Source organism: uncultured Granulicatella sp., from assembly GCF_963521425.1.
Lineage (GTDB): Bacteria > Bacillota > Bacilli > Lactobacillales > Aerococcaceae > Granulicatella.
In genome coordinates this window covers 37,685-63,130 of sequence record NZ_CAUQUN010000003.1, presented here as the reverse complement: position 1 = coordinate 63,130, position 25,446 = coordinate 37,685, and the positions used below count along the sequence as shown (strand labels likewise).

At 33.9% G+C, this 25,446-nt stretch carries 27 protein-coding genes and 1 pseudogene; 3 read left to right on the top strand and 25 right to left on the bottom strand.

The features are described from left to right. Positions 1-270 (bottom strand): co-chaperone GroES, encoded by a 270-nt coding sequence (gene groES, locus RWO76_RS01585; protein ID WP_006703485.1) that lies wholly within the window; start codon positions 268-270, stop codon positions 1-3. Between the two features lie 160 nt (positions 271-430). Between groES and RWO76_RS01580 the strand changes: the two genes are divergently transcribed. Together RWO76_RS01580 and RWO76_RS08810 are read left to right on the top strand one after the other, a co-directional pair. Next, positions 431-709 carry a DUF4305 domain-containing protein gene (locus RWO76_RS01580; RefSeq protein WP_314353858.1) on the top strand — a complete coding sequence of 93 codons (279 nt, stop codon included), beginning with the start codon at positions 431-433 and terminating at the stop codon, positions 707-709. 14 nt (positions 710-723) lie between these two features. After that, positions 724-1,065, top strand: coding sequence for a DUF3899 domain-containing protein (locus tag RWO76_RS08810; RefSeq protein WP_399543043.1), 342 nt, complete (start codon positions 724-726; stop codon positions 1,063-1,065). Between the two features lie 287 nt (positions 1,066-1,352). On the opposite strand, the gene plsX is transcribed toward RWO76_RS08810, so the two are convergent. From plsX to RWO76_RS01560, 4 genes are all read right to left on the bottom strand, one after another. Further along, positions 1,353-2,354: a phosphate acyltransferase PlsX gene (plsX, locus tag RWO76_RS01575; protein ID WP_314353857.1), complete on the bottom strand. Its 1,002-nt coding sequence runs from the start codon at positions 2,352-2,354 to the stop codon at positions 1,353-1,355. Beyond that, positions 2,347-4,398, bottom strand: a complete 2,052-nt coding sequence (gene recG, locus RWO76_RS01570) for an ATP-dependent DNA helicase RecG (protein ID WP_314353856.1) — start codon at positions 4,396-4,398, stop codon at positions 2,347-2,349. The genes plsX and recG overlap by 8 nt, the downstream gene beginning before the upstream one ends. Before the next feature lie 396 nt (positions 4,399-4,794). After that, positions 4,795-6,474, bottom strand: a complete 1,680-nt coding sequence (locus RWO76_RS01565; RefSeq protein ID WP_314353855.1) for a DAK2 domain-containing protein — start codon at positions 6,472-6,474, stop codon at positions 4,795-4,797. 34 nt (positions 6,475-6,508) lie between these two features. Continuing rightward, the gene (locus RWO76_RS01560) at positions 6,509-6,871 is read right to left on the bottom strand and encodes an Asp23/Gls24 family envelope stress response protein (RefSeq protein ID WP_227930892.1); all 363 of its coding nucleotides are present in this window, start codon (positions 6,869-6,871) and stop codon (positions 6,509-6,511) included. A gap of 266 nt (positions 6,872-7,137) precedes the next feature. Here RWO76_RS01560 and rpmB point away from each other — a divergent pair, with 266 nt between their 5' ends. Next, complete coding sequence (gene rpmB / locus RWO76_RS01555; protein WP_006703478.1) at positions 7,138-7,326, top strand: 50S ribosomal protein L28; 189 nt, start codon at positions 7,138-7,140, stop codon at positions 7,324-7,326. Positions 7,327-7,370: 44 nt separating this feature from the next. Here the strand turns inward: rpmB and RWO76_RS01550 are convergent, their stop codons facing one another. The 20 genes and pseudogenes from RWO76_RS01550 to glyA form a co-directional block, all read right to left on the bottom strand. Then, complete coding sequence (locus tag RWO76_RS01550; protein ID WP_314353854.1) at positions 7,371-9,428, bottom strand: heavy metal translocating P-type ATPase; 2,058 nt, start codon at positions 9,426-9,428, stop codon at positions 7,371-7,373. Continuing rightward, a complete protein-coding gene (locus RWO76_RS01545; protein WP_314353853.1) occupies positions 9,428-9,709 on the bottom strand; it encodes a DUF6110 family protein in 282 nt (93 codons plus the stop codon). The genes RWO76_RS01550 and RWO76_RS01545 overlap by 1 nt, the downstream gene beginning before the upstream one ends. A gap of 162 nt (positions 9,710-9,871) precedes the next feature. Next, positions 9,872-10,546, bottom strand: a complete 675-nt coding sequence (locus RWO76_RS01540; RefSeq protein ID WP_314353851.1) for a thiamine diphosphokinase — start codon at positions 10,544-10,546, stop codon at positions 9,872-9,874. A 14-nt stretch (positions 10,547-10,560) separates the two neighbouring features. Next, positions 10,561-11,205 (bottom strand): ribulose-phosphate 3-epimerase, encoded by a 645-nt coding sequence (gene rpe / locus RWO76_RS01535; RefSeq protein ID WP_314353849.1) that lies wholly within the window; start codon positions 11,203-11,205, stop codon positions 10,561-10,563. Between the two features lie 27 nt (positions 11,206-11,232). Beyond that, complete coding sequence (gene rsgA, locus RWO76_RS01530; RefSeq protein ID WP_314353847.1) at positions 11,233-12,123, bottom strand: ribosome small subunit-dependent GTPase A; 891 nt, start codon at positions 12,121-12,123, stop codon at positions 11,233-11,235. 227 nt (positions 12,124-12,350) lie between these two features. Further along, a complete protein-coding gene (gene nrdG / locus RWO76_RS01525; RefSeq protein WP_314353845.1) occupies positions 12,351-12,911 on the bottom strand; it encodes an anaerobic ribonucleoside-triphosphate reductase activating protein in 561 nt (186 codons plus the stop codon). Between the two features lie 11 nt (positions 12,912-12,922). Continuing rightward, positions 12,923-15,085: an anaerobic ribonucleoside-triphosphate reductase gene (gene nrdD, locus RWO76_RS01520; protein WP_314353843.1), complete on the bottom strand. Its 2,163-nt coding sequence runs from the start codon at positions 15,083-15,085 to the stop codon at positions 12,923-12,925. A 225-nt stretch (positions 15,086-15,310) separates the two neighbouring features. Continuing rightward, positions 15,311-16,282 (bottom strand): annotated as a pseudogene (locus tag RWO76_RS01515) (metal ABC transporter substrate-binding protein); the annotation flags it as partial. Between the two features lie 13 nt (positions 16,283-16,295). Beyond that, positions 16,296-16,406 carry a putative metal homeostasis protein gene (locus tag RWO76_RS01510; RefSeq protein WP_227930882.1) on the bottom strand — a complete coding sequence of 37 codons (111 nt, stop codon included), beginning with the start codon at positions 16,404-16,406 and terminating at the stop codon, positions 16,296-16,298. 27 nt (positions 16,407-16,433) lie between these two features. Next, entirely contained in the window at positions 16,434-16,703 is a 270-nt protein-coding gene (gene rpsN / locus RWO76_RS01505) for a 30S ribosomal protein S14 (RefSeq protein ID WP_227930881.1), read from the bottom strand. Positions 16,704-16,856: 153 nt separating this feature from the next. Further along, on the bottom strand, positions 16,857-17,291 hold the full coding sequence (locus tag RWO76_RS01500) for a F0F1 ATP synthase subunit epsilon (RefSeq protein WP_314353842.1): 435 nt from the start codon (positions 17,289-17,291) through the stop codon (positions 16,857-16,859). A 2-nt stretch (positions 17,292-17,293) separates the two neighbouring features. Continuing rightward, positions 17,294-18,718: a F0F1 ATP synthase subunit beta gene (gene atpD, locus RWO76_RS01495; protein ID WP_314077546.1), complete on the bottom strand. Its 1,425-nt coding sequence runs from the start codon at positions 18,716-18,718 to the stop codon at positions 17,294-17,296. Between the two features lie 20 nt (positions 18,719-18,738). Continuing rightward, a complete protein-coding gene (locus RWO76_RS01490; protein WP_314353840.1) occupies positions 18,739-19,671 on the bottom strand; it encodes a F0F1 ATP synthase subunit gamma in 933 nt (310 codons plus the stop codon). 34 nt (positions 19,672-19,705) lie between these two features. Next, a complete protein-coding gene (gene atpA / locus RWO76_RS01485) occupies positions 19,706-21,214 on the bottom strand; it encodes a F0F1 ATP synthase subunit alpha (protein ID WP_314353838.1) in 1,509 nt (502 codons plus the stop codon). Positions 21,215-21,218: 4 nt separating this feature from the next. After that, on the bottom strand, positions 21,219-21,761 hold the full coding sequence (gene atpH / locus RWO76_RS01480) for an ATP synthase F1 subunit delta (RefSeq protein WP_314353837.1): 543 nt from the start codon (positions 21,759-21,761) through the stop codon (positions 21,219-21,221). Further along, positions 21,761-22,261: a F0F1 ATP synthase subunit B gene (gene atpF / locus RWO76_RS01475; RefSeq protein WP_314353835.1), complete on the bottom strand. Its 501-nt coding sequence runs from the start codon at positions 22,259-22,261 to the stop codon at positions 21,761-21,763. The genes atpH and atpF overlap by 1 nt, the downstream gene beginning before the upstream one ends. A 41-nt stretch (positions 22,262-22,302) precedes the next feature. After that, a complete protein-coding gene (gene atpE / locus RWO76_RS01470; protein ID WP_006703461.1) occupies positions 22,303-22,518 on the bottom strand; it encodes a F0F1 ATP synthase subunit C in 216 nt (71 codons plus the stop codon). A gap of 24 nt (positions 22,519-22,542) precedes the next feature. Next, positions 22,543-23,256, bottom strand: coding sequence for a F0F1 ATP synthase subunit A (gene atpB, locus RWO76_RS01465; protein WP_227930874.1), 714 nt, complete (start codon positions 23,254-23,256; stop codon positions 22,543-22,545). A 130-nt stretch (positions 23,257-23,386) separates the two neighbouring features. Continuing rightward, a complete protein-coding gene (gene upp, locus RWO76_RS01460; protein ID WP_314077561.1) occupies positions 23,387-24,022 on the bottom strand; it encodes a uracil phosphoribosyltransferase in 636 nt (211 codons plus the stop codon). A 156-nt stretch (positions 24,023-24,178) separates the two neighbouring features. Beyond that, positions 24,179-25,411, bottom strand: a complete 1,233-nt coding sequence (glyA, locus tag RWO76_RS01455) for a serine hydroxymethyltransferase (RefSeq protein ID WP_314353833.1) — start codon at positions 25,409-25,411, stop codon at positions 24,179-24,181. Positions 25,412-25,446 lie beyond the last annotated feature (35 nt).

The following is a 25,446-nucleotide window of genomic DNA, read 5'->3' as shown; positions in this document are numbered from 1 at the left end:
TTATTGAACAATCGCAATAATATCTTGTTCTTTTACAATAATATATTCTTGACCATCTAATTTAACTTCAGTTCCTGTATATTTCTCAAAGACAACACGGTCTCCTACTTGAACTTGACGATCTTTTTCTTCAGTAAATTCGCTTACTGCTAAAACTGTCGCAAATTGTAATTTTTCTTGTGCTGCAGTTGGTAAAAATAAACCTCCTGCTGTTTTTTCTTCTTGTTCTACCATTTGAATAACAACACGATCTTTTAACGGTTTTAACATATTCATTCCTCCTTGATTTTTTTAGCACTCTTTCTTCTCAAGTGCTAACCACATTACTATAGTACTCATTTGGTCAAAAAAAATCAAGGAAAATTACTTGAAAAATTCTTTATAATCTTGTAAGATTTTTTTAAGGAATAATGATGGGGAGGGCTTTTTTATGATTAGTAAACAACAATTTTTTGTACATTTTATAGTTGAAATTTTAATTGCTAGTTTCTTTATTTTTTTAGCAGTACAATTACTTCCCATTCGTGGTTGGGAATTTTCAACAATTTTTTGTTGCGTTTTTGCCACATTTAGTATTTCAAACGCTATTCGAATGTTAAATTCTTATCTAGCCATGAGAAAATTAATCAATGAAACCGCAGATTTAATTGAAAAGAATTTTACATTTATGGAAACACAAGATGAAGATTCTGATTCTCCAAAAGAATAAGAGAGGTTATCAACTTGAATAAACGTCTCTTATTCTATTCACTAGGAACTACTTTTATCCTTACAATTCTCATCATTATCTATGCGATTTTATCAAAAATATCTATTTTCGATTTTGTTTATATTGGAAATACTTTAACTCTATTGAGTTTCCCTTTTCTAATCATTGGCTTAACTCTATTAGTCATTCAATCTGGAAACTTTGACTTTTTCCTTTATAGTTTTCGTTCAAAGAAAAAAAGGTATATTCCACAAAAGAAAAAATCGTATCAGTCTATCATTCATTTTTGTTTATGGACTTTTGCATTATTATGGATTATTTCAATTCTATTAACATTCCCAACAATTTTTAAATAAACAACGAAAAAAGTGACGTCTGCAACAACAGCACGTCACTTTTCTTATATTTACGTAGAAAATACTTTGCATAGTAGATAAGGCATGAAATCGCAAAGTAAATTTCTTAAATACACTCTCATAAATATCCGTTCAAACAGAAAAGACTTTGCATAGTAATACTAGTGATATAATCAGCGGTGGCTGATTATATCACACGAAAAATTGAGACCAAGGCTCAATTTTTAGGCATGAAACAGCAAAGCTGTTTGCTGCCGTCGTCTATTACTATACCGCAAAGTCTCTTTCTAGTTCTCCTCGAAATAATCGACCAAATCTTTCACTACGCCACTTCGAACAATCGTATCAATTTGTTTTAACGCAAAATAAACACTACTTGCACTTGAAGAACCATGCGCCTTCACTACAGGAGCCTTCAATCCAAATAAAACAGCCCCACCAAATTGAGAATAATCCAAAGTATTTTTCAATGAACGGAAAGTACTTTTCAATAATAAAGCACCCAGTTTACCAGTAATACCCTGATTTAAAATATTTTCCTTTAATAAATTCATCATCGTTAAAGCTGTACCTTCAATCGTTTTTAAAACTGCATTCCCTGTAAAACCATCTGTTACAACAACATCTGCAATTCCATTTAAAATTTCTCTTGCTTCAACATTTCCAACAAAATGAATCGATGAATTTTCTTGAAGAAGTGGATACACACTTTTTACTAAATCATTTCCTTTACCTTCTTCAGTTCCATTATTTAATAAACCGACTGTTGGATTTTCAATATTCAAGACGTATTTTGCATAATAAGAACCTAAGACTGCAAATTGTTCTAAATTTTGTACTTTACATTGAGCATTTGCACCAACATCCATTAAAATAAATTGGCGATTTTCTTTTCCGACAACTGGTAATACTGGCATTAATCCTGGACGATCAATCCCTTTAATACGACCAACAATTAATAAACCACTTGCAAGTAATCCTCCCGTATTTCCTGCTGAAAATAGAGCATCTGCTTCTCCATCTTTCACAGCTTGAGCTGCAACTACCATAGAAGCATCTTTTTTTCGACGAACTGCCTTTACGGGTTCATCTTCGCTTGTTACTTTTTCACTACAATGAATGATTCTAATATTCGGCAGTGTTTCTGTCATCACTACTTGGATACTTTCTTCATCTCCATATAATTGAAATTCATTTTCTGGATATTCTTTTGCTGCTTGAATAGCACCTGCTACAATTTCTTTAGGAGCATTGTCTCCACCCATCGCATCAATGGCAATTCTAACCATTTACAATTTCCTCCATTTCACGACTTGTTTGTTCGATAAATTCTTGTATTTCTTTATAAGCTACACTGTCCTCTTCTTCGATAACAAATGTAATAGCATCTTCTCTTGCTTGTTCTAGTATATCATAATCTTGAACAATGTCAGCCACTTTAAACTCTGGGATTCCTGATTGTCGTAATCCAAAAACGTCACCTGATCCACGTAATTCTAAGTCTTTTTGACTAAGATAAAATCCATCAGTCGATTCACACATAATTTGCATTCTTTGTTTTCCTTGCTCTGTTTTAGGCGATGCAATCAAAATACACGTAGAAGCATGTTCACCACGTCCTACTCGTCCTCTTAACTGATGTAATTGAGCTAATCCAAATCGGTCTGCATCTAATATGACCATTACAGTAGCATTTGGTACATCTACACCTACTTCAATAACGGTTGTAGAAACTAATACTTGTACATCGTTCTTTTGGAAAGCAGTCATAACACTTTCTTTTTCATCACTTTTTAAACGTCCATGTAATAATCCTACCGACAAACGATTTTCAAATCGTTTAGAAATCATTTCATAAATTTCAGTCGCATTTTGAACATCTAAATTTTCACTTTCTTCAATTAAAGGAGAGATGACATAAGCTTGTCTTCCAGCTTGAACTTGTTTTTCAATATAATCATATACTTTTTCTAACTCTTGTTCTTTGACCCAAAATGTTTGAATCGGTTGTCGTCCCTTAGGAGCTTCTTTTAAGATGGATGTATCCATTTCTCCAAAAGTCGTAATGGCTAGTGTTCTTGGAATTGGAGTTGCTGTCATTTGCAGCACATTTACTCCTGTTCCTTTTTGAGCTAATTGTGCTCTTTGCTTCACTCCAAAACGATGCTGTTCATCAATTACAATAAAAGCTAAATCGTGATAAATGACATCTTCCTGGAATAAAGCATGAGTCCCCACTAACAGTTGAAGTTCTCCTTTTTCTAATTGCTCTAATAACTGCCGTCTTTCTTTTAGAGTTGTTGTTCCAGTCAGTTTTCCAACTTTTATTTCTGTTTCTTTTGTTAAAGCACAAATGGTTTCGTAATGTTGGTCTGCTAATAATTCTGTTGGAACCATTAAGCACGCTTGCTTTCCTGTTAAAGCAGTCGCTACCATCGCAATTGTAGCAACTACTGTTTTCCCACTTCCTACATCACCTTGTAATAAGCGACTCATTTCATACGGAGCTCTAAGGTCATAGCAAATTTCATTAACTACTTTCTTTTGTCCTTCGGTTAATGTAAAAGGTAAAGTTTTAATATATGCTTTTAATGCTGTATTTTCATATAAAATGCTTTGCCCTTGTTTAGCATAATGCCTTTTCTTTTTTAAGCTTTGTAATTTTAGTTGGTAACAAAATAATTCTTGATACACTAATTGCTGTCTCGATTGTTTTGAATGACGTTCATCTTTTGGAAAATGTATCCCTTCTACAGCTTCCGGATGCGATAGTAATTGTCTTTTTTTCTGAATAGAAGCTGGTAGTGGATTTGGAATATTTTCTTTATAAATCGGCAAAGCTGTTTGAATTAATTTTAATAGTGTACTCTGACGAATGGATTTATTGGTTCGATATACCGCTTCAAAATTGGACGTTTCCTCCATATCTTCTTTAGTTGAAATGATTTTCATTCCCATTAAAGTGGAACGTTTTGCGTCCCATTTTCCAAAAATAATACATTCTTGATGTTGGATTAATTTATTTTTCAAATAGGGCTGGTTAAAAAAGGACACTTGAATAACCTGTTCTCCAATCGCCATTCGGCAGGAAATTCGGTTTTTCTTAAATCCATAATAATGAACGACTGGTTCTGTTACAATAATTCCTGCTAATGTGACTTTTTCTTGATCCATGATGGTCGAAACATCTCTTACTTGAAGGTCTTCATAGCGAAATGGAAAATGTGTTAATAAGTCATAGATGGTATCAATTCCTAAGTCATGTAATGGTTCCATTCGTTTAGGTCCGACACCTGATAAAAATCTTACTGATTGAAATATTGTTTTATCCATTTCTTCACCTCCAAACATTCTATTCTTTTATAGTTTAGAGAGGAAAAGACATACTGTCAACTGTTGTTGTTTTTTTAATATATTTCAGACAAGAATTATAATAGTAGCAAGAGGACGGCAGCAGCCCTTCGGTCTCATGCCTAAACTTTGAGCCTAGGGTCTCAAAGTTTCCTGTAATATGAACCATTTCGGTTCATATTACTAATGCTACTATTAAAATTCTGGTCTTTTTTGACGGATTCTTTCATTAAAACGTTTATTATGACGAAATTTTGACGGTTCTTTCGCTTGAACGTTTTCGATGACCTACGGTTTCATACCTTATGGCTACTTCTATTATCTCGTTTCTATCGACAAAAAAGACTGGACGTTTTTCCATCCAGTCTCTCTAATATTCTATTCTACTGCTAATAAATATGCGTATACAGGTTGTAAACCTTCGTGTAATTCAACTTCAATATCTGGGAAATGTTCTTCTACATAAGAAACAATTTCTTCTGCTTCTTCTATTGCTACATCTTCCCCAACTAAAATTGTTAAAATTTCAGATTCTTCATTCACCATTTTCGCAATTGTATCAATTGTTGCTTGTTTACGATCTGGTACACTAATTAAAATTTTTCCATTTACAATACCCATGAAGTCATTTTCTTTAATATCAACTCCATCAATGGAAGTATCACGAACGGCATTTGTAATTTGACCACTTGTCACTAATGACAATTGTTCTGTCATCGCCTCTTTATTTTCTTCTAAACTAGCTTGTGGGTTGAACGCTAATAATGAAGATAAACCTTCAGAAATTGTTCTACTTGCCACAACTGCTACTTCTGCATCTTCACTTACTTCAGCAGCTTGGTTTGCAGCCATTAAAATATTTTTATTATTTGGTAAAACAATCACTTTTTCAGCATGAGCTTCTTTTACTGCTGCTAAAATATCTTCTGTACTTGGGTTCATTGTTTGACCACCATTAATAATCGTTGTCACACCCATGCTCTTGAATAATTCATGAATTCCTTCACCCGCAGCTACAGCAACAATTCCATACTCAGTTTTTGGAGCAACTGCTTTTACTTTTTCAGTATAGTCAGTTTTTAAAACTTCTTCATGTTGCAAACGCATATTATCAACTTTCACTTTCATTAATGAACCAAAGCGTTGTCCATAATTCATGACTTCACCAGGACGCTCTGTATGAACGTGAACTTTAATAATTTCATCATCCGCTACAACTAATAAAGAATCTCCTAATTCATTTAAATAATTACGGAATGTATCATAATCAAAAGTATCTACTACTGTTTCCCCTTCACCAATGCGTACCATAATTTCAGTACAGTATCCAAATTGAATATCTGCTGTAGAAGCATGTTCATAATCAATTCCACTTTCATGATGAGCTACTGAACTTAAATCAATCTTATTCGTTGATAATCCTTGAACTGGAGTAGCTTCACCTGTTAAAGCTTCGTAAAATCCGTTATAAATAAATACTAAGCCTTGACCACCTGAGTCAACTACACCAACTTCTTTTAATACAGGTAATAAATCTGGAGTTTTATCTAATGATTTTTGAGCTCCGCGGAATACAGAACCCATCACTTCGATAATATCATTTGAACGTTCTAATTTACGAACGCCTCTTTTAGCAGATTCACGAGCAACTGTTAAAATTGTTCCTTCAACAGGTTTCATCACGGCTTTATAAGCTGTTTCAACCCCTTTAGTAAAGGCTTCTGCTAAATCTTCTCCTGTTAATTCGTCTTTTCCTTCAACTGCTTTTGAAAAACCACGGAATAATTGAGATAAAATAACTCCTGAATTTCCACGAGCACCCATTAATAAACCTTTTGCTAAATCTTGTGCTAACTCTCCTACTGTTTGAGCAGAAGAATTTGCAACACGCTCTGCACCTGATTTAAATGAAAGGCTCATATTTGTACCTGTATCTCCATCTGGAACCGGAAATACATTCAATGAATTGACAAATTCAGCATTTTCACTTAAACGTGCTTCACCAATTTCTACCATTGCTCGAAAATCTTGAGCCGTAATAATATTTTTTGTTACCATTGATTCTTATATCCTCCTGACACACCATCAAAGCTTACGCTTCAATGATTTTTACTCCTTGAACATAAACATTAACAGTGTTCGCAGAAAATCCTAACATCGTTTCTAAATTATATTTTACTTGTTCTTGAACATTGCGACAAATTGCAGAAATTTTAGTTCCGTAACCTACGATAATATATACATCAACAGCTACGCCTTCTTCCTCTTGACGAATCACTACGCCACGAGAATAGTTTTCTTTTTTCAAAATTTCATTTAAATTATCACGAATATGATTACGGCTGGCCATTCCAACAACTCCATAGTTATCTGTTGCTGCACCACCAACTACAGTAGCAATAACTTCATTGCTTAATTCAATTAACCCTTGTTCTGTTTGAATTTTGACTGTCATTTTTGTAACCTCCTTAAATTTCGTACAACCTGTTTTTTTACAGACTGTTCGATGATTCTTTATCATTTTATCATAAATGATTCATTTTACCTAACCTTTTATGTATGAAAATGCGCTACCAAAATATATTTTAAGAAAAATTTATACTTTAACTTAGACTCTAGCTTGCATTCTACCCTTAACTATGATAAATTATTTAAGTATATGATTTAGTTTAAAAATTATATCAGCTGATCAATGATTTAAATTAAAGGAGGAGAATGACCATGGCTAAAGTATGTTATTTCACTGGACGTCGTTCTGAAACAGGTAACACTCGTTCTCACGCTATGAACGCTAACCGTCGTACTTGGAAACCAAACTTACAAAAAGTTCGCGTTTTAATCGATGGAAAGCCTAAAAAAGTATGGGTTTCAACTCGTGCATTAAAATCAGGTAAAGTAGAACGCGTTTAATTTACACAAACAAAAAGACTGGACAATGTCCAGTCTTTTTTCTTTTATTTAATATAAGTAAAACTTTTTCCGATAATAACAGTCGTTGTTAAATTATGGAACACAGCTAATGTACTAGGCGTTAATAAATTAAACAATCCTAATCCCATTAAAGAAGTATTCACCCATACAGTCGTATTCAAGTTTCTACCTAATTGTTTTTGCAATTGTGCAGAAATATCATCTAAAACGAGAATACCTGATAAAGTTTCTTCTAAGAATACAATATCACTAGCTTGTCTAGCAATATCTGATGAACTTGCCATCACTACTCCAACATTTGCTTTTGAGAGAGCTGCTGAATCATTTAGACCATCACCAATCATAAAGACACGATGTCCTTTATCTTGTAAATCTTGAATCACTTGATGTTTCTGTTCTGGTTTCACTTCTGTATATACTTCGTCAAATTGAATAAGCGAACAAATGGATTCTGTTCGTTTCTTCGTGTCCCCAGTTAATAAAATAATATTCTTTCCTCGTTCTTTTAACGATTGCAGAACTTCAATGGTTTCTGGACGTAATGGTGTATCAATCAAGAAAATTGCAATTAATTCTCCTTTATATCCTAAATACAATAGGTGATACCATTGAATATACTCTTCTATAATCTTAGCTTGTTCTTCAGAAATTGCTACTTGATGTTCTTTCAACAATTCTAAACTTCCGATGACAACTTTTTCACCATCAATCGAAGATAAAATTCCTTTGGAAGCAACATGCGTTAATTTACCATGCATTTCCTCATGCTCTACTCCATCATCTTCTGCTTTTTGAACTACTGCACTCGCAATTGGATGATAAATATGCTCTTCTAAACATGCCGCAATTCGTAGAACTTCTTCCTCTGAATATCCACGATAAGGTAAAATCTTTTGAATTTTTGGCACTCCTGTTGTTAAAGTCCCAGTCTTATCAAACACATAAGTGTCAATCATTGGATACTCATCTAGTGAACTAGAACCCTTTACAACTATTCCTCTTGTAGAAGCTGCTTTAATAGCTGTTAAATAAGTCACAGGGGAAGATAATTTTAAGGCACATGAATAATCCACTAATAAGAAAGTTAGCGCTTTTTGCACCGATCTAGTTAATAAATAGGTCACTGCCATTCCAATGAAATTATATTTTACCAGACTGTCTGCTTTTTCTAATAATTGTTTTTGTTGTTTCGATTGATGTAATTCACTTGTTTTCATCAATTGAACAATTTGTTGTAAACGTGAATTTTGTTCAGCATTCGTAACTTTTACTAATAATTCACCTTGTTCTACAACCGTATTGGCAAAAACAGTATCTCCAATTTTTTTAGACACTGGGAAGGCTTCTCCAGTTAATGAACTTTCATTTAAAAATCCACGACCAGATACAACTGTTCCATCAAAATAAATCTCTTGTCCTTCAGTAGCAACGAATACATCGCCTACTTCTACTTGATGACTTAATTTTTTGAATCGTTCTCCGTCTTTTTCAATCCATAATTCATAAATATTATTTTTTAGATTTTTCTCTAAATCTTCAACGGATTTCTTTTGAGACCATTCATCTAAATCATCTCCAAGATTTAATAAGAACATAATAGTATCAGCTGTTTTATGATCTCCCATTGCCATCGATGTTACAATCGCTACAAAATCCAAAATACTCATGGATAATTTCTTTTCTAAAATAGATTCAAATGCAGCTTTTCCGAATTTCTTCATTTTCCATAATAACCAGAAAATTTTTAATGGTTGCGGAATCAATACTTTTGCAACCAATTTACGGTAAATATGGGAAGCTACAATATCCACAGGTGTCACTTGAGCATCCACTGTAAAATCTTTTTGTTTTTCATTTAAAGTAGTCACCTCTAAATGATCTAGGAAACGATAAACACTTGATTCATGTCCTGTTTCAAAAGTAAATGCGATATGCTTTCCATCTTTATAACAAATGATTTGCGTAATTTCTGGAAATAGTCTTTTTTCTTCTTCTAAATACAACTGAACAGCAGCTGTACATTTAAAAGGTACTTCCAAACGCACTCTATTTTTTGATTGAGCTTTAATTGTTACTTTCATTATTGTTCACTTGTTTCTACTGTTGCTAAGTTAGCTGCTTTTTCTTCAACATATAAGTCATTTGCTTCAGCTAAAACATCATCTGCATGTTGTTTCAATTGAGAAACTGTTGCATCTAATCCATCTTTTAATTTATAAGATTTTGCTACTGCTTTAGCAACAACGTGTTTAGTATCTTTGCTCGCTAAAACTTTAAGTCCTAATGAACCTACTACAACTCCACTTACAAATACACTCGTTTTTTTAACGAATTTTCCTAATTCTAATACTTCTTTTAACATAAAAAGACCTCCAATATATATTTTTTTGAATCTTCTTGGACTCAACTATAGTATATCTCATTCCTATGAAAATTCAACTCAAAAGAAAACATCATCCCATCATTTTCATAGAAAAACAGCGGGATGATAACAATTTTCATATTACTATAAAAAATTTCCGATTTATCTCCATGAATCTCTTGTTTGACCCACGATGATTCCACCAGACTTAAATGAAATTTCCATTTTTTCATCGATAAATTCATTACTAATTAACGCAATTGGAAAATCATAATCTTGATCATTCAAAGGATATTTCACCTGTTTTAACGTTAATTGTTGTACAGGTCCAGTTGATATAAAAGATAAATATTTTGTATGTGGTATTTTTTTCAATGTATACATTCCTGGGGTTAGGAAAGAAATATGATTCCATTCATCTTCTAGCGAAAGATACGGAATTAATGCTTGTAATTCTGGACGAAACATGGTCCATAAACAACTAATGGCATGATCTACTCTTCCACCAAAAGCTCCTAGTACATGAACATTTTTTTGAGGATAGAATTTTGCAACCCACATCAATGCTTCTTCAAAATCAGTAAAATCTTTTTCAGAAGGAAATTCAATCATTTTAGAAGCATAATTTTTTAATGTTTCTTTATCTTCTGCTGAAATAGAATCAAAATCACCAATTGCTAAATCAATCGGTAGCTCTTCCTCCATTAATTTTAAACAGCCACCATCTACTCCAATAAATTGAAATTCTTGATTATCCTTTTGCTGAAGCTTCTGATTTAACCATCGTCTTATTGCTCCTTTATCTAATGGTCCCCCAATAACTACGATTATTTCCATACCCAATTCCTCTTTTAAGCTTCTTTAATAGAATCAATTGCCTTTTTAATATCGTCTGCATAGTAAACATATGAACCTGCTACTGCAACGTCTACCCCTGCCTCACGACATAATTTAGCTGTTTGACCATTCACACCACCATCTACTTCAATTAAGTATTGATAGCCGTTTTCTTTACGTAATTCTACTAATTCTCTTACTTTATCTAATGTTTCAGGAATAAATGCTTGTCCACCAAATCCTGGGTTTACAGTCATCACTAATACTAAGTCAACCATTCCTAATACAGCACTAATCGCACTAACTGGAGTTCCTGGATTAATCACAATTCCAGCTTTTACTCCTTCAGATTTAATCAGTTGTAATGTACGATGAATATGATTTGTTGCTTCAATATGAACAGAAATATAGTCCGCCCCCGCTTTTGCAAATTCTTTTACAAAACGCTCTGGTTCTTGAACCATTAAATGACAATCTAATGTTAATGTTGTAATAGGACGAAGTCCTTCTACAATATTTGGTCCAAGTGTTAAGTTAGGAACGAATTGACCGTCCATTGCATCGATATGAATCCAATCTGCTCCTAATTGTTCTACTTTTTTAACGTCTTCTCCTAATGTTGCAAAATTTGCACTTAAAATTGAAGGTGCTACTTTCATGTTTTTGACTCCTTTATAACATAACGATTATTTTTTTCTTTGATAAATTGGTTTTCTCTGGCTAATTTCTTCATAGAAATCTTGATAGTGGTCATATCTTTCTTGCCAAATTTTCCCCTCTTGTACAGCTTCTATCACGGCACATTGAGGCTCATGTTGATGAGAACACTCTCTAAATTTACACTGAGTAGAGTATTCTTCAAATTCAGGAAATAAATGCGGAAGGTCTTCTTTTTCCACACCAATAAAATCTACCGTACTAAACCCCGGGGTATCTGCTATCCAAACTTCTTCTACTTCATGTAGGGAAACTTGTCTAGTCGTATGCTTTCCTCGACCTAGCGCGCTAGAAATTTCTCCAGTTTCTTGATTTAATTGAGGAATTAATTGATTCAACATTGTTGACTTTCCAACCCCAGATTGCCCTAAAAAGACAACTAGTTTCCCTTTATAAGAAGATAAAAAGTCACTTATGTGATCTTTTACTTCTGAAGAATACCATACTTCATATCCTACTTCTTGGTATTTCTTCTTCACTGCTTCTAAACATTGTAATTGTGCTGAAGTTAATAAGTCTACCTTCGTAATTAATAAAACAGGTTGAATTTCCATTCCTTCTAAATACACTAAAAATCGATCCACTAAATGCGTTGAAAAATCCGGTTCCACAGCAGACATCACCACTACACCAATATCTACATTTGAAACAGGTGGGCGAATCAAAGCATTTTTCCTAGGATAAATTTTTTCTAATACTCCTTCTTCCAGAGTATCACTTGTAAAATCTACAATATCTCCCACTAATGGAGACTGCCCTCTTTTTCTAAAAACTCCACGTGCCCGAGTTTGGTAAATTTGATGTGAGGACTCGATATAATAAAAGCCACTTAAGGCTCGAATAATTTTTCCTTGAGGCATAATCGCTCCTTCATTTTTTGTTATCAGTTACATTATAAAGATTTTCCAAAGAAATTGCTATGTTTTATCCTTAAATTCATAAAAAAGAAAGCAGACTATCAGTGATATTTCACCTTCGATATCTACTTTCTTTACAAAATTCAGTAAGCATATGAATTATCATTAGGATTTCTGAATAGAATCATGAAACAACTAATTTCTTATCAATCATCCTCATAAAAATTCTCCTATTCTCTTAATCCATCCCATAAAACAACTTGCCCATCCTGCAAGGACTTTTGCACATCAATAATTCTTTGATTCGAACTTCCTCTAAATTGCAATGTTAAATCTCTTTTTTTAATATCAAATCTTCCATCTACTAAAATATCAAGTTCTTGTAATAAAGCTTTTTTATCGGGTGTTTCTAACTGTAACTCTTCCCAAGTATATCCTGTCCATGACCAAACATCTTTGGAATGACCATAAATACTTCGTAATTTACGAACTAAGGACAGGCATACTTGAGTATTTAAGAAAGGTTCTCCACCTAACAAAGTTAATCCCTGGCAATAACTAGCTCCAATATCTTGAATAATTTGTTTTTCTAATTCTTCTGTATAAAAAATTCCTGTATTGAAATTTTGTGCTTTGACATTATAACAACCTTCACAAGCAAATAAACAACCACTTACATATAAAGAACAACGCACGCCTTCTCCATCTACGAAATTATAAGGTTTATAACTAGCAATTTTTCCTTTAGAATATTGCTCACTTGTCCATTCCCCCGGTTTTGGAAACTTCATACCAAATCCTCCTAATTTCTTAGATTTCGTTCATTGGAGAGATGTTTAACCCGTGATTTAATTTCTTGATGTCTTCCGTGGACCATTGGACGAGCTTGAGGATTTCCTAAGTAACCACAAGTTCGTTTAACAACATCACAAGTTTTCGGATTTTTATTTTTACATACGGGACATTCAAACCCTTTGGCAGTTGGTTCAAACTCTCCTTCATAGCCACATTCATAGCAACGATCAATCGGTGTATTGGTTCCAAGATACCCTACTCTTTCATACGCATAATCCCATACCGCTTCAAGCCCTTTTGGATTTTGTTTCATAACTGGATATTCGCAATAATGAATAAATCCTCCTGAGGAATAAACAGGATAATCTTTTTCAAACTCAATTTTTTCAAATGGAGTAGGTGATTTTCTCACATCATAATGGAAGCTATTTGTATAATATTCTTTATCTGTAATATCTGCTATTGCACCAAATTTTTCATAATCTAATCGACAAAAACGATCCGTTAAGCTTTCACTTGGAGTTGAATAAACACTAAAATGATAGTCATATTCATCCGACCATTCCTTTGTTTTTTCGCTCAATCGTTTCACAATATTTAAAGTAAAGTCTTTTGCTTCTGGATTTGTTTCCCAACAATTTCCAAAAAAGACAGTAGCCGTTTCGTATAAACCAATATATCCAAGCGATACTGTTGCACGACGATGTTTGAATACTTCGTCTACCACTTCATCATTCATCAATCGTTTTCCAAAAGAACCATAACGATATAAAATAGGCGCATTCGCTGATTTTGCCTCTTTACAGCGTTCTACCCGGTACACTAATGCATCTTTACAAATTTGTAACTTTTCTTCTAAAATACTCCAAAATTGTATTTTATCGCCATCTGATTCTAAGGCAATTCTCGGAATGTTTAATGTGACAACTCCTAAATTCATTCTTCCATCCGATACATCTTCGCCTTTTTCATTTTTCCACCCTTGTAAAAATGAACGACAACCCATCGGCACTTTAAAACTACCCGTAATTCTAACAATTTGTTCATAATTTAAAACATCTGGATACATTCTTTTAGTTGAACATTCTAAAGCTAATGTTTTAATATCATAATTCGGATCATTTTGTTCTAAATTCACGCCACGTTTTAACGTAAAAATTAATTTAGGGAAAATAGCCGTTCTTTCTTCTTTCCCAATCCCTTTGATTCTTACTTTTAAAATTGCTTTTTGAATTTCTCGTTCAAATAATGACATTCCCAATCCAAATCCGAGTGTTGTAAATGGAGTTTGCCCTTGAGAAGTATAGAGCGTATTAATTTCATACTCTAGCGATTGCATGGCATCATAAATATCTTTTTTCGTTTTTTCTAACGCATACGCTTCTTGTTTTTCCGCTCCATCCACCCATTTTTTAGCATCTTGTAAATGTTTTTCATAATTTAGCTTTGCATAAGGTGCTAATACTTCATCAATACGATTAGCAGAGCATCCTCCATATTGACTTGAAGCGACATTCGCAATAATTTGCGCCATTTGAGCAGTAGCTGTTTGGATTGATTTAGGACTTTCGACATCTGCATTTCCAATTTTAAAGCCATGTTCAAACATTTCCTTAAAATCAATTAAACTACAATTCGTCATTGGTAAATAAGGATGATAATCTAAGTCATGATAATGAATATCCCCTTTTAAGTGAGCATTGGCAACATGAGGGGGAAGCATTTTTAGTCCGAAAGCTTTCCCTACTGTTCCTGCCATCAAATCTCTTTGCGTATTAAAGATTTCACTATCTTTATTGGCATTTTCATGAATAATACTCGCATCTCTTTGGCTTAATTTAGTTAACCTTTGGGTAACATCCATTTCTTTATCTCTTTTTTTATCCCATTCAATTCGAGTGGCAAGAAATTGATTCGCTAATACCGTTTCTCCTTCTTGTTTCAAACAATTCAAAACAATAGCTTCTATTTCTTCTGTTTTAATGATTTTTATCGCTAAACTTTCAATTTCTACTAAAATTTTTTTCATAACTTCATCTAATATTTCTTTACGATTGCTTGAAAGTTTACCGTATAAACTTTTTTCAGCTCTTTCTATTCCATGAAAGATTTTTTGACGATGAAATGTCTCTACTCTTTCATCTCTTTTCTTTACAAGCACTACACTCAACTCTCACTCCTCCTTTACATTTTTATTACCCTCACTATCATACACCTACATATTGTGTTTTTCAACAGATTTTTAAACTATATATAGTATTCATTTCTACAAAAAAACTTCTATAGAAACTCTCGTCTCTATAGAAGTTTAATCTTAAACTCTCTACACTAACAAAGAAACTCACTATAATCCATACTCCCGACGAATTTCTTTATGTTAACTTAGAAAATTTTAATGTTCCGGCTTAATTTCTTTACCTGCTACGGTTGTTGTTTTCAATAAAGCCTGAAGATTTTCTTTCATTACTGAAATATAATCATCACCCTTATCCATTTCTTCTTTTGTTAAAGATTCTAATGGATTTAACACCTCTAACACAACTCCCGTTTCTGTTGCTAGAGTCTTCGCAATTTTTTCTGATGCATTTTCTTCAAAATAAATATAACGAATTTCATTTTCTTTAATATACTTCGTTAATTCAGCTAAACGAGCTGGTGAAGGTTCTGCTTCTGGAGAAATTCCTGCAATTCCAACTTGATTCAAACCATAATCTGTTGCTAAATATCTAAACGCTGTATGTTGTGTTACAAAATTCTTTTGTTTCGCATCTTTTAAAGCTGATGAATATTCTTTATCTAATTCTGTTAATTTTTCTAAATATGCTTGTGCATTTGTTTTAAATGCAGATGCTTTTTCAGGAAATGCTTCGCTCAATTGAGCTGTTATTTTTTCAACTAATAATTTTGCTTTTTTAGGAGATAACCATACATGTGGATCAAACTCATGTTCATGTTCGTCATGGTGTTCTTCTCCTTCATGTTCATGTTCGTCTTCAATTGGCAATAATTCCATATCTTTTGTTGCTTTAATTTCTTTTACTTTTGAATCTGTTAAACTTTTCATCACAGTTGGAACCCAAGTTTCCATATTTTCATTATCATAAACTAAAGCATCTGATTGTGAAATTTTTGCAATATCTTTTGCAGTTGGATCATATTCATGCGGTTCAGTTCCAGCTCCAATTAATAAAGAAACTTCTCCTTCATCTCCAACAATGTTTCTAGTAAAATCATACATTGGGAAAAATGTTGTCATAATATTTAATTTAGATTCTTTTTGAGGTTTTGTAGAAGTAGTTGGTTGAGAACAAGCACCTAATAAAAACGCTGCTCCTAACACTGCTATAATTTTTTTACTTACTTTCATCATTGTACTCCTCTTATTTTTTCTTTCCACGTTTTGCTTCATGAATTAATTTTAACGCACGTTTACGAGTTTTAATATTTGGACTTTTCATTTGTCTATATGCTGTTGCTAAATCTTGTTTCATTTCTTTTCCTCCATTACTGACTTTGAATTACCAGCTTGCTTTTACAACACCTGGGATTAAGCCTTTATGAGCTAAATCACGGAATTTAATTCTTGAGATTCCAAATTTTCTCATATAAGCTCTTGGTCGACCATCAACCATATCTCTATTTTTCACACGATTTGGATTTGAATTAATCGGTAATTTACGAAGTGCTTCATAATCTCCCGCTTGTTTTAATTCATATCTAAGTTGTGCATATTTTTCTACTAATGCTAATTGTTTTTGATGTTTAGCAATTTTTGACTTTTTAGCCATTTGTTCTCCTCTTTTCGTTTTAAACTTTTCTTAAATCGTAACATTTACGTTTTATGATTATAGCAGTTCTTTTTTTGTTTTGCAATAGGTATTTTCTGTTTTTTTCAAAGAAAATGAAAAAAACTGCTGGCGTACCAACAGTTTTCATTTTCATTATTGTTTTAATCGACGATGTTTTGAAACACCAATACGGTTAATTGCTTTGTTCAATGCAATTTTCGCACGTTCTACTTCACTCTTAGAACAATTTTTATCTTGGATAATCGCTTCTGCTTTATCACGCGCTTGTTCTGCACGACTCACGTCAATATCACGTGCACGTTCTGCAACGTTCGCAATAACCGTTACGACATTATCACGCACTTCCATAATTCCTCCACCAATCGCAATATAATCAGTAGGAGAATCTTCTAAGAAACGTTTTACTCGTAACTCACCAATTTTTAACGGCAACATAATTGGCGCATGGTTTGGAAGAATTGTAATTCCTCCATCAATGGCTTCAGCACTAACCGAATAAGAACGGTGATTATAAACTTTTCCCTCTGGAGTCGTTACGACGACTAAAAGTTCTCGATTTTCAAGCATGATTAATTACCTCCTCGGTAACCTGCCGCTTGTGCTTTTTTAAGAACATCTTCAATCGGACCAACATTACGGAATAAGTCTTCAGGAATATCATCATATTCTCCATCAATAATTCCTTTAAAGCCACGTACTGTATCTTTAATAGGAACATATGAACCTGGTTGACCTGTAAATGCTTCTGCAACGTGGAAGTTTTGAGATAAGAAGAATTGAATTCTTCTTGCACGGTTTACAATAATTTTTTCACTATCAGATAATTCATCAATCCCTAAAATAGCGATAATATCTTGTAATTCACGATAACGTTGTAACATTTGTTGAACTTTCATAGCTACTTCGTAGTGTTCTTCTCCTACAATATCAGGAGTTAAAGCACTTGAAGTTGAAGCTAATGGATCCACCGCTGGGTAAATCCCTTGCTCAGTTAAACGACGCTCTAAGTTCGTTGTAGCATCTAAATGGGCAAATGTTGTAGCTGGCGCTGGGTCAGTATAGTCATCGGCAGGAACGTAAATAGCTTGAATAGATGTAATAGATCCATCTTTTGTTGAACTAATACGTTCTTGTAATTGTCCCATTTCAGTTGCTAATGTTGGTTGATACCCTACAGCTGAAGGCATGCGACCTAAAAGGGCAGATACTTCTGAACCCGCTTGAGTAAAACGGTAAATATTATCAATGAATAATAATACATCTTGTTTTTGCTCATCACGGAAATGTTCAGCAATCGTTAATCCTGTTAACGCAACACGCATACGAGCTCCTGGTGGTTCATTCATTTGTCCAAATACCATGGCAGTCTTAGCAGATACACCTGAATCTTGCATTTCATGGTAAAGGTCATTCCCTTCACGAGTACGTTCTCCAACACCCGTAAATACAGAAATACCACCTAATTCTTCAGCAATATTATGGATTAATTCTTGGATTAATACCGTCTTACCTACTCCGGCACCTCCAAATAATCCAATTTTACCACCTTTTAAGTAAGGCGCTAATAAGTCAATAACTTTAATACCTGTTTGTAAAATTTCGTATTGGCTACTTAATTGTTCAAATTTAGGGGCTGGTTTATGGATTTCATCACGTCTAAAATCTTCAGGAAATTTCTCCCCTAAATCAATTGTATCCCCTAATACATTAAATACACGTCCTAAAGTTTCTGTTCCTACTGGAACACTAATTGTACGTCCTAAATCAATAACTTTCATACCTCGTTGAAGACCATCAGTTGATTCCATGGCAATTGTACGTACAGCACCATCCCCTAATTCAACAGCTGTTTCAAGCGTAATTGTTTTTTTATGCCCTTCACCATCTTCTTTAATAACATGTAGGGCATTGTGAATATCAGGCACGCCTTCTTCTAAAGGAAATACAACGTCCACAACTGGTCCAACAACTTGTAAAATTTCTCCAGTTCTCAAAAAATTTCCTCCTTTCACTCTTACTGTTCTTCTAGAGCTGCTGCTCCGCCAACGATCTCAGTTATTTCTTGTGTAATTTGTGCTTGACGACGTTGGTTTAAATCTTGTGTCAAATCACTAATTAAGTCTCTCGCATTATCAGTTGCACTTCTCATCGCTGTCATACGTGAAGCATGCTCAGCAGCTTTTGCATCGATAATCGCCCCATAAATAAGAGATTCTGCATATTGAGGCAATAATGTTTCCATAATAATTTCTTTATTCGGCTCAAAAATATAATCTAACTCATATTCTTTTGCTTCATCTTCATCTAAGTCAATAATCGGTAACATTTTTTCAACACGATAATTGGATAATAATGCATTCACATGGTGATTATAACAAACATAAAATTCATCAAATTCACCTTGTCTAAACATTTGTACCGCGCTACTTACAATTTTACGTACTTCTTCAAATGATGGAATGTCACTGACGTCATTAATTTCTAAACGAACATCAATGCCCATCTTTTTAAAGAAGCGACTTGCAGCTCCACCAATCGTTAAAATCACATACTCATCTTTTGAATCATGATCCGTTTGCAACATTTCACGTGTTGCTTGGAAAATTGAAGAATTATAACTTCCGGCTAAACCTTGGTCTGATGAAATGACTAGATAACCTGTTTTTTTCACAGGTCTTTCGATTAATAAATCATGATAGTCAATAAATGATTCCTCTTCATTTGAATCAATCTCTTCATCAGTTTCTTCAATGTCATGTTTTTGTTCAGCATATAATAAATGCGTTACAACTTCACGAATTTTTTCTGCATAATCATGATAACGACGAACGGCTTGTTCAGACTTAGCTAGTTTTGAAGCAGAAACCATTTGCATAGCACTTGTAATTTGACTTGTTTTTTTCGTTGAAATAATTCGCTTCTTCAAGTCGTTTAATGAAGACGCCATACAATTCACCTCTTCTTTCTAGTTCGCATTACTTTTAACGTTCGTATAGATGAATTTGTTTAAACTTGTCAATCACTTGGTAGAAAGCTTCTTCATCTGGAATTTTTTCTTCATCACGAATACTTGCTAAAATATCAGCATGTTCATTTTCTAAATGATGATACAATGCTTTTTCAAAATCTTTCAATCTTTCAATTGGAATAGAATCTAAGATTCCATGTGTTAATGCAAATAAAATAGATACTTGATGTTCAATTGGTAATGGTCTATGAACATCTTGTTTTAATACTTCAACGGTTCTCTTACCACGATTTAATTTTTGTTGAGTTGCCGCATCTAAATCAGAACCAAATTGTGTGAAGGCTTCTAATTCACGGTAACTTGCCAAGTCGATACGTAATGTACCTGAAACTTTTTTCATCGCTTTAATTTGCGCTGATCCCCCTACACGTGATACAGATAACCCGGCAGATAAACCTGGACGAACACCTGAATAGAATAAATCACTTTCTAAGAAGATTTGACCATCTGTAATAGAAATTACGTTAGTAGGAATATAAGCAGAAATATCTCCCGCTTGAGTTTCAATAATTGGTAAGGCTGTTAATGAACCGCCACCTAATTCATCATTTAATTTCGCTGAACGTTCTAATAAACGAGAGTGTAAATAGAACACATCCCCTGGATACGCTTCACGACCTGGAGGACGACGAAGTAATAATGAAATTTCACGATAAGCTGCTGCTTGTTTTGATAAATCATCATAAACAATTAACACATCTTTTCCGTTATACATAAATTCTTCTCCCATTGCAGTTCCTGCATAAGGAGCAATATAGAGCATTGGAGCTGGTTGTGAAGCACTAGCAGATACAACAGTTGTATAATCCATTGCTCCATAACGTTTTAATGTTTCTACTAAAGCTTTTACAGTAGATTCTTTTTGTCCAATTGCAACATAAATACATAATGTATCTTTACCTTTTTGGTTTAAAATTGCATCGATTGCAATACTTGTTTTACCTGTTTTTCTGTCTCCGATAATTAATTCCCGTTGTCCTTTACCAATTGGAACTAATGCATCGATTACTTTTAATCCAGTGGCTAATGATTGGTGAACACTTTTACGTTGCATTACACCAGGTGCTTCATTTTCTACTGGACGACGTTTTGTTGTATCAAGAGCTCCTAAGCCATCAATTGGACGACCTAAAGCATCCACAACACGACCAATCAAAGCATCTCCTACAGGAACGTCTAAAATACGACCTGTACGACGCACCGATTCTCCTTCATGGATATTTTCATATGTACCAAAGATAATAACACCGACATCATTTTTCTCTAGATTTTGTGCCATACCATAAGTACCATTTGCAAATTCTACTAATTCACCAGCCATGACATTGGTAAGACCGATGACACGAGCAATTCCGTCCCCAATAAATGAAACTTCACCAATTTCTTCAATGTGTTGTTCCGCTTCAAAGGAATTAATTTGGTTGCGGATTCCTGCTGTGATATTACCGAATTCCGTATCCATTGTCTCACCCCTTCAATCCTGTTTGACTAATTTTCTTTTTAAACTGTTCAAGTTTATATAATAATGTTCCATCTAATAAATATTCTTTTGTCTTTAATTTCACTCCACCAATCACGCTTGGATCAACCGTATTGACGAATGAATCATACTCTTTTCTCATTTTCTTTTGAAAAGCTTCTGCAATACGATTCATTTGTTCTTCTGTTAGTGGAACTGCTGAAATCATTTCAAGTCGATTCGCTGAATAAATATCAAGAAAAGCTTCGATTGCTTCAATTAAATAAGCAGATTTATCAGGGTGTAAATAAGATTTTAAATAATCTTGTGTACTTTGTGATAAATTCGAAACAGCTTCTTGTAATAATGCCATTTTTTCTTCAACGGATACTTGTTCTAAATGCATTAATTGACGAAAGCGTGCAGTATTTTGAATTCCGTCTAATACTTCTTGTAATTCTTCTGTAACTGTTTTTAAAGTCCCATCATACTTGACTTGACCATAAAAATGACTGGCTACTTTGACTACTTCTTTATGAAATTTCACCATCAGCTTTCCAACCCTTCAATAAAGGATTCAATCACATCTTGATGTGTCTGCTCAGTCAATTCTTTATTTAAAATTTGGCTTGCAAGTTGAACAGATAAATCTACAATTTGATCTTGCATTTGCGCCAAAGCACGTTGTTTCATGGAATCTACTTCACGTTGTCCATCTAGTTTCATTCTAGATACGACATCTCGTCCTTCTTTAATCATTTCATCTTGCATTTTTGAAGCTGCTTCTCTAGTCGAATTTAAAATTTCTTGACCTTTTACTTCTGCATTATGAATAATTTCTTTTGCATTTGCTTGAATTTCTTCAGCTGCTTTACGTTTCTTTTCAGCTTCTTCTAAATCTTTACTAATTTTTTGACGACGAGCTTCTAACATCGCTTCAATTTTATCCCAAGCGAAAAACTTTACCAAAAATAGTAATAAAATAATTGAAATTAAGACAACAAGTGTATCTCCAAGAACAGTGCTAACTGTTAACATATACTGAAACATCCATCATCCCTCCTTTTCAACAAATTTATCGAATAAACTGATTATTTGATGAAAACTAGGATTAAAGCGATTAATACTGCGAAGATAGGCATCGCTTCGATTAAGGCTACCCCAACGAACATTGTTGAACGTAATTCATTACTCATTTCTGGTTGGCGTGTCATTGATTCAATTGTTTTTACGATAACTGCTTGGTTACCAAAAGCGGCTGCTAAAGCTGCCCCTGCTACTGCGATTGCTGCTGCTAATTCTGTCATAAGTTAATTCCTCATTTCTAAAAATTATTCATGTTCTACTTTATGTGCAATGTACACCATTGTTAATGTACAAAATACATAGGCTTGAATAGCTCCGATAACTACGGAAAATCCTTGCCAAACAATTCCTAATGGAATTGCAAAAATATATGTTAAGATACCAAAACTGGATGAAAACATCACAATTAATCCTAACAATACTTCACCTGCATAAATATTTCCGTATAGACGGAATGCAAGTGTAATTGTATTTGTAAACTCTTCAATTAATTTAATCGGTAACATTAAAGACATCGGGCTCAAATAAGAGTTTTTAATATAGCCTTTAAATCCCATTTTTTGAACACCAGAATAGTGTGCAATTAATGTCGTCATCAATGATAACGCTAAACACACAACTGGACTTGCCGTCGGAGAAGCAAAGTAACTATGTTCTCCATAATGGAAATAAATCACTAAACCGACCATATTGGCGATTAAAATAAATGAGAAGAGTGAAAATACATATAAGTAATATGACTTGCCCGTTTCTTCATCTACTGCACTGTTTACAATCCCTTTTGTGAAATCCATCAGAGATTCAAAAACATTTTGCATCTTTCCTGGTTTCATAGAAACATTTCTTGCAGATACAATTGAAAAAATTGTTACTACTAATAATGTTACAAGACAAGAAAGTAAGATTGGAACTGAAAAAGACAAACCAAAAAATTCTATCGTTTTTGGTAAAGCTTCCATAACTCATACTCCCTTATTTATTCCAAATAAAAAACTGACAATTTTCACCTATCGCATGCATTGCTTAAACGGTGATTATTGTCAGATTTCATGGCAATAGTCAGACGCAAAAGCGTGACTACGATTTTATTTATTTGGTTCCAAATAGGCGATCACCAGCATCGCCCAATCCCGGAAGGATATAGCCGTTTTCGTTTAATCGCTCATCTAATGCCGCAGCATAAATATCGATTTCCGGATGCGCTTCTTGAAGAACTTTTACTCCTTCTGGCGCTGCTACAAGACAACAAAACTTAATCGAATTTGGTTGCGCTCCACGTTTTAATAACGCATCAATCGCAGCAACTGCCGATCCTCCTGTAGCTAACATTGGGTCAACTACAAATAATTGTCTTTCAGAAATATCTGAAGGCAATTTAACGAAATACTCAACAGGTTGTAATGTATCATGATCACGGTACATTCCGACATGTCCAATTTTGGCAGCTGGAATTAATTCTAAAATTCCGTCAACCATTCCTAAACCAGCACGTAAAATAGGAATAATGGCAACTTTTTTACCAGCTAAAGTCTTTAGTGTTGTTTTCACTAAAGGTGTTTCAATTTCCACATCCTCTAATGGTAAATCTCTTGAAACTTCATATGCCATTAACATTGAAATTTCATTTACAACCTCACGAAAGACTTTTGTTCCACAATCTTTTTGTCGAATCATCGTTAATTTATGTTGGATTAACGGATGATCTAACACATGAAAATTACCCATCTTGCTTGCCCCTTCCACAATATATTTTCACTATTTGTTATTCTACAAAAAAAACAATCAAAATACTAGTATATAAATAGGAAAAAACGAGTTTTTTCCTTAAAATTTCATTAAGAAAATAGTGTTTTCATTATTAATGTGACTGATTACATTGTGTTATTCATATAATGGAAATTGTTTTGTCAACTCTTGTACAGATTGACGAATTTCGTCTAATTTTCCTTCATCAGTTGCATGAGCTAGTGTTTCTACAATTAATTTTGCCACTTTCTTCGCTGCTTCTTTATCAAAGCCACGAGTAGTAATAGCTGCTGTCCCTACACGAATACCACTTGTTTTCATTGGTGGCAATGGATCGAAAGGAATGGCATTTTTATTCACTGTAATTCCGACACTATCTAACAATTCTTGAGCTTCTTTTCCGTTCAATCCAGTAGAAGTAATATCTAATAATAATAAATGATTATCTGTTCCACCAGAAATTGGGCGAATCCCACTTTCATTAAAGACTTCCGCCATTGCTTTTGCATTTTCAACGACATGTTCGATATACTCTCCAAACGCTGGTTGAAGTGCTTCATGGAACGCAACTGCTTTAGCTGCAATCACATGTTCTAATGGTCCCCCTTGAATCCCTGGGAAAATGGCACTATTAATTTTTTTCGCAAATTCTTGCTTGGCTAAAATTAAGCCACCTCTTGGTCCACGTAATGTTTTATGCGTTGTTGAAGTAACTACATCTGCATACAACACTGGATTTTGGTGAGCTCCTTTGGCAACTAACCCAGCAATATGCGCCATATCTACCATGAAATAAGCATCAATACTTTTGGCGATTTCACTAATACGTTTGAAATCAATTTCTCTTGGGTAAGCAGAAGCTCCTGCAACAATTAGTTTTGGGCGTTCTTTTTTAGCAATTTCTTCTAACGCATCATAATCAATCATTTCTGTTTCTGGATTCAATCCGTACGCAATAAAATCATAATCTTGACCAGAGAAGTTAACTCCCATTCCATGAGTTAAATGACCGCCATGACTTAAATCCATTCCTAAAATTTTGTCCCCTTTTGAAACAAGCGCTCGATAAGCTGCCATATTCGCTTGAGAACCAGAATGGGGTTGAACATTGGCATATTCCGCTCCAAATAATTCTTTAACACGGTCGATTGCTAATTGTTCAATTACATCGACATATTCACATCCACCATAATAACGACGATTTGGGTAACCTTCAGCATATTTATTTGTTAAAATGCTACCTTGCGCTCTTAATACAGCAGGTGAAACGAAGTTTTCTGAAGCAATTAATTCGATACCATGCTTTTGACGCTGGGCTTCTTTTTCAATTGCCTCAAACACTAGTGTATCTTCTTTAAACTGTGTCATTAGCTTCACTCCTTTTCTTCTATAGAATTATTCTA

What these genes read in the sequence shown, in the direction of transcription:
- upp (WP_314077561.1), bottom strand. Translation starts at nt 24,022, where the DNA reads ATGGGTAATTTTCATGTGTTAGATCATCCGTTAATCCAACATAAATTA.
- nrdG (WP_314353845.1), bottom strand. Translation starts at nt 12,911, where the DNA reads ATGAAGTTTCCAAAACCGGGGGAATGGACAAGTGAGCAATATTCTAAA.
- RWO76_RS01580 (WP_314353858.1), top strand. Translation starts at nt 431, where the DNA reads ATGATTAGTAAACAACAATTTTTTGTACATTTTATAGTTGAAATTTTA.
- rpmB (WP_006703478.1), top strand. Translation starts at nt 7,138, where the DNA reads ATGGCTAAAGTATGTTATTTCACTGGACGTCGTTCTGAAACAGGTAAC.
- plsX (WP_314353857.1), bottom strand. Translation starts at nt 2,354, where the DNA reads ATGGTTAGAATTGCCATTGATGCGATGGGTGGAGACAATGCTCCTAAA.
- RWO76_RS01490 (WP_314353840.1), bottom strand. Translation starts at nt 19,671, where the DNA reads ATGGCGTCTTCATTAAACGACTTGAAGAAGCGAATTATTTCAACGAAA.
- RWO76_RS01565 (WP_314353855.1), bottom strand. Translation starts at nt 6,474, where the DNA reads ATGGTAACAAAAAATATTATTACGGCTCAAGATTTTCGAGCAATGGTA.
- atpB (WP_227930874.1), bottom strand. Translation starts at nt 23,256, where the DNA reads ATGGAAGCTTTACCAAAAACGATAGAATTTTTTGGTTTGTCTTTTTCA.
- rpsN (WP_227930881.1), bottom strand. Translation starts at nt 16,703, where the DNA reads ATGGCTAAAAAGTCAAAAATTGCTAAACATCAAAAACAATTAGCATTA.
- glyA (WP_314353833.1), bottom strand. Translation starts at nt 25,411, where the DNA reads ATGACACAGTTTAAAGAAGATACACTAGTGTTTGAGGCAATTGAAAAA.
- RWO76_RS01560 (WP_227930892.1), bottom strand. Translation starts at nt 6,871, where the DNA reads ATGACAGTCAAAATTCAAACAGAACAAGGGTTAATTGAATTAAGCAAT.
- recG (WP_314353856.1), bottom strand. Translation starts at nt 4,398, where the DNA reads ATGGATAAAACAATATTTCAATCAGTAAGATTTTTATCAGGTGTCGGA.
- RWO76_RS01510 (WP_227930882.1), bottom strand. Translation starts at nt 16,406, where the DNA reads ATGAAACAAGATTTAGCAACAGCATATAGACAAATGAAAAGTCCAAAT.
- atpE (WP_006703461.1), bottom strand. Translation starts at nt 22,518, where the DNA reads ATGACAGAATTAGCAGCAGCAATCGCAGTAGCAGGGGCAGCTTTAGCA.
- RWO76_RS01500 (WP_314353842.1), bottom strand. Translation starts at nt 17,291, where the DNA reads ATGCTTGAAAATCGAGAACTTTTAGTCGTCGTAACGACTCCAGAGGGA.
- rpe (WP_314353849.1), bottom strand. Translation starts at nt 11,205, where the DNA reads ATGAAAGTAGCACCTTCAATTTTAAGTGCAAATTTTGCAACATTAGGA.
- rsgA (WP_314353847.1), bottom strand. Translation starts at nt 12,123, where the DNA reads ATGCCTCAAGGAAAAATTATTCGAGCCTTAAGTGGCTTTTATTATATC.
- RWO76_RS01550 (WP_314353854.1), bottom strand. Translation starts at nt 9,428, where the DNA reads ATGAAAGTAACAATTAAAGCTCAATCAAAAAATAGAGTGCGTTTGGAA.
- RWO76_RS01545 (WP_314353853.1), bottom strand. Translation starts at nt 9,709, where the DNA reads ATGTTAAAAGAAGTATTAGAATTAGGAAAATTCGTTAAAAAAACGAGT.
- groES (WP_006703485.1), bottom strand. Translation starts at nt 270, where the DNA reads ATGTTAAAACCGTTAAAAGATCGTGTTGTTATTCAAATGGTAGAACAA.
- atpF (WP_314353835.1), bottom strand. Translation starts at nt 22,261, where the DNA reads ATGTTTCAGTATATGTTAACAGTTAGCACTGTTCTTGGAGATACACTT.
- atpA (WP_314353838.1), bottom strand. Translation starts at nt 21,214, where the DNA reads ATGGATACGGAATTCGGTAATATCACAGCAGGAATCCGCAACCAAATT.
- RWO76_RS01540 (WP_314353851.1), bottom strand. Translation starts at nt 10,546, where the DNA reads ATGGAAATAATCGTAGTTATTGGGGGACCATTAGATAAAGGAGCAATA.
- atpH (WP_314353837.1), bottom strand. Translation starts at nt 21,761, where the DNA reads ATGGTGAAATTTCATAAAGAAGTAGTCAAAGTAGCCAGTCATTTTTAT.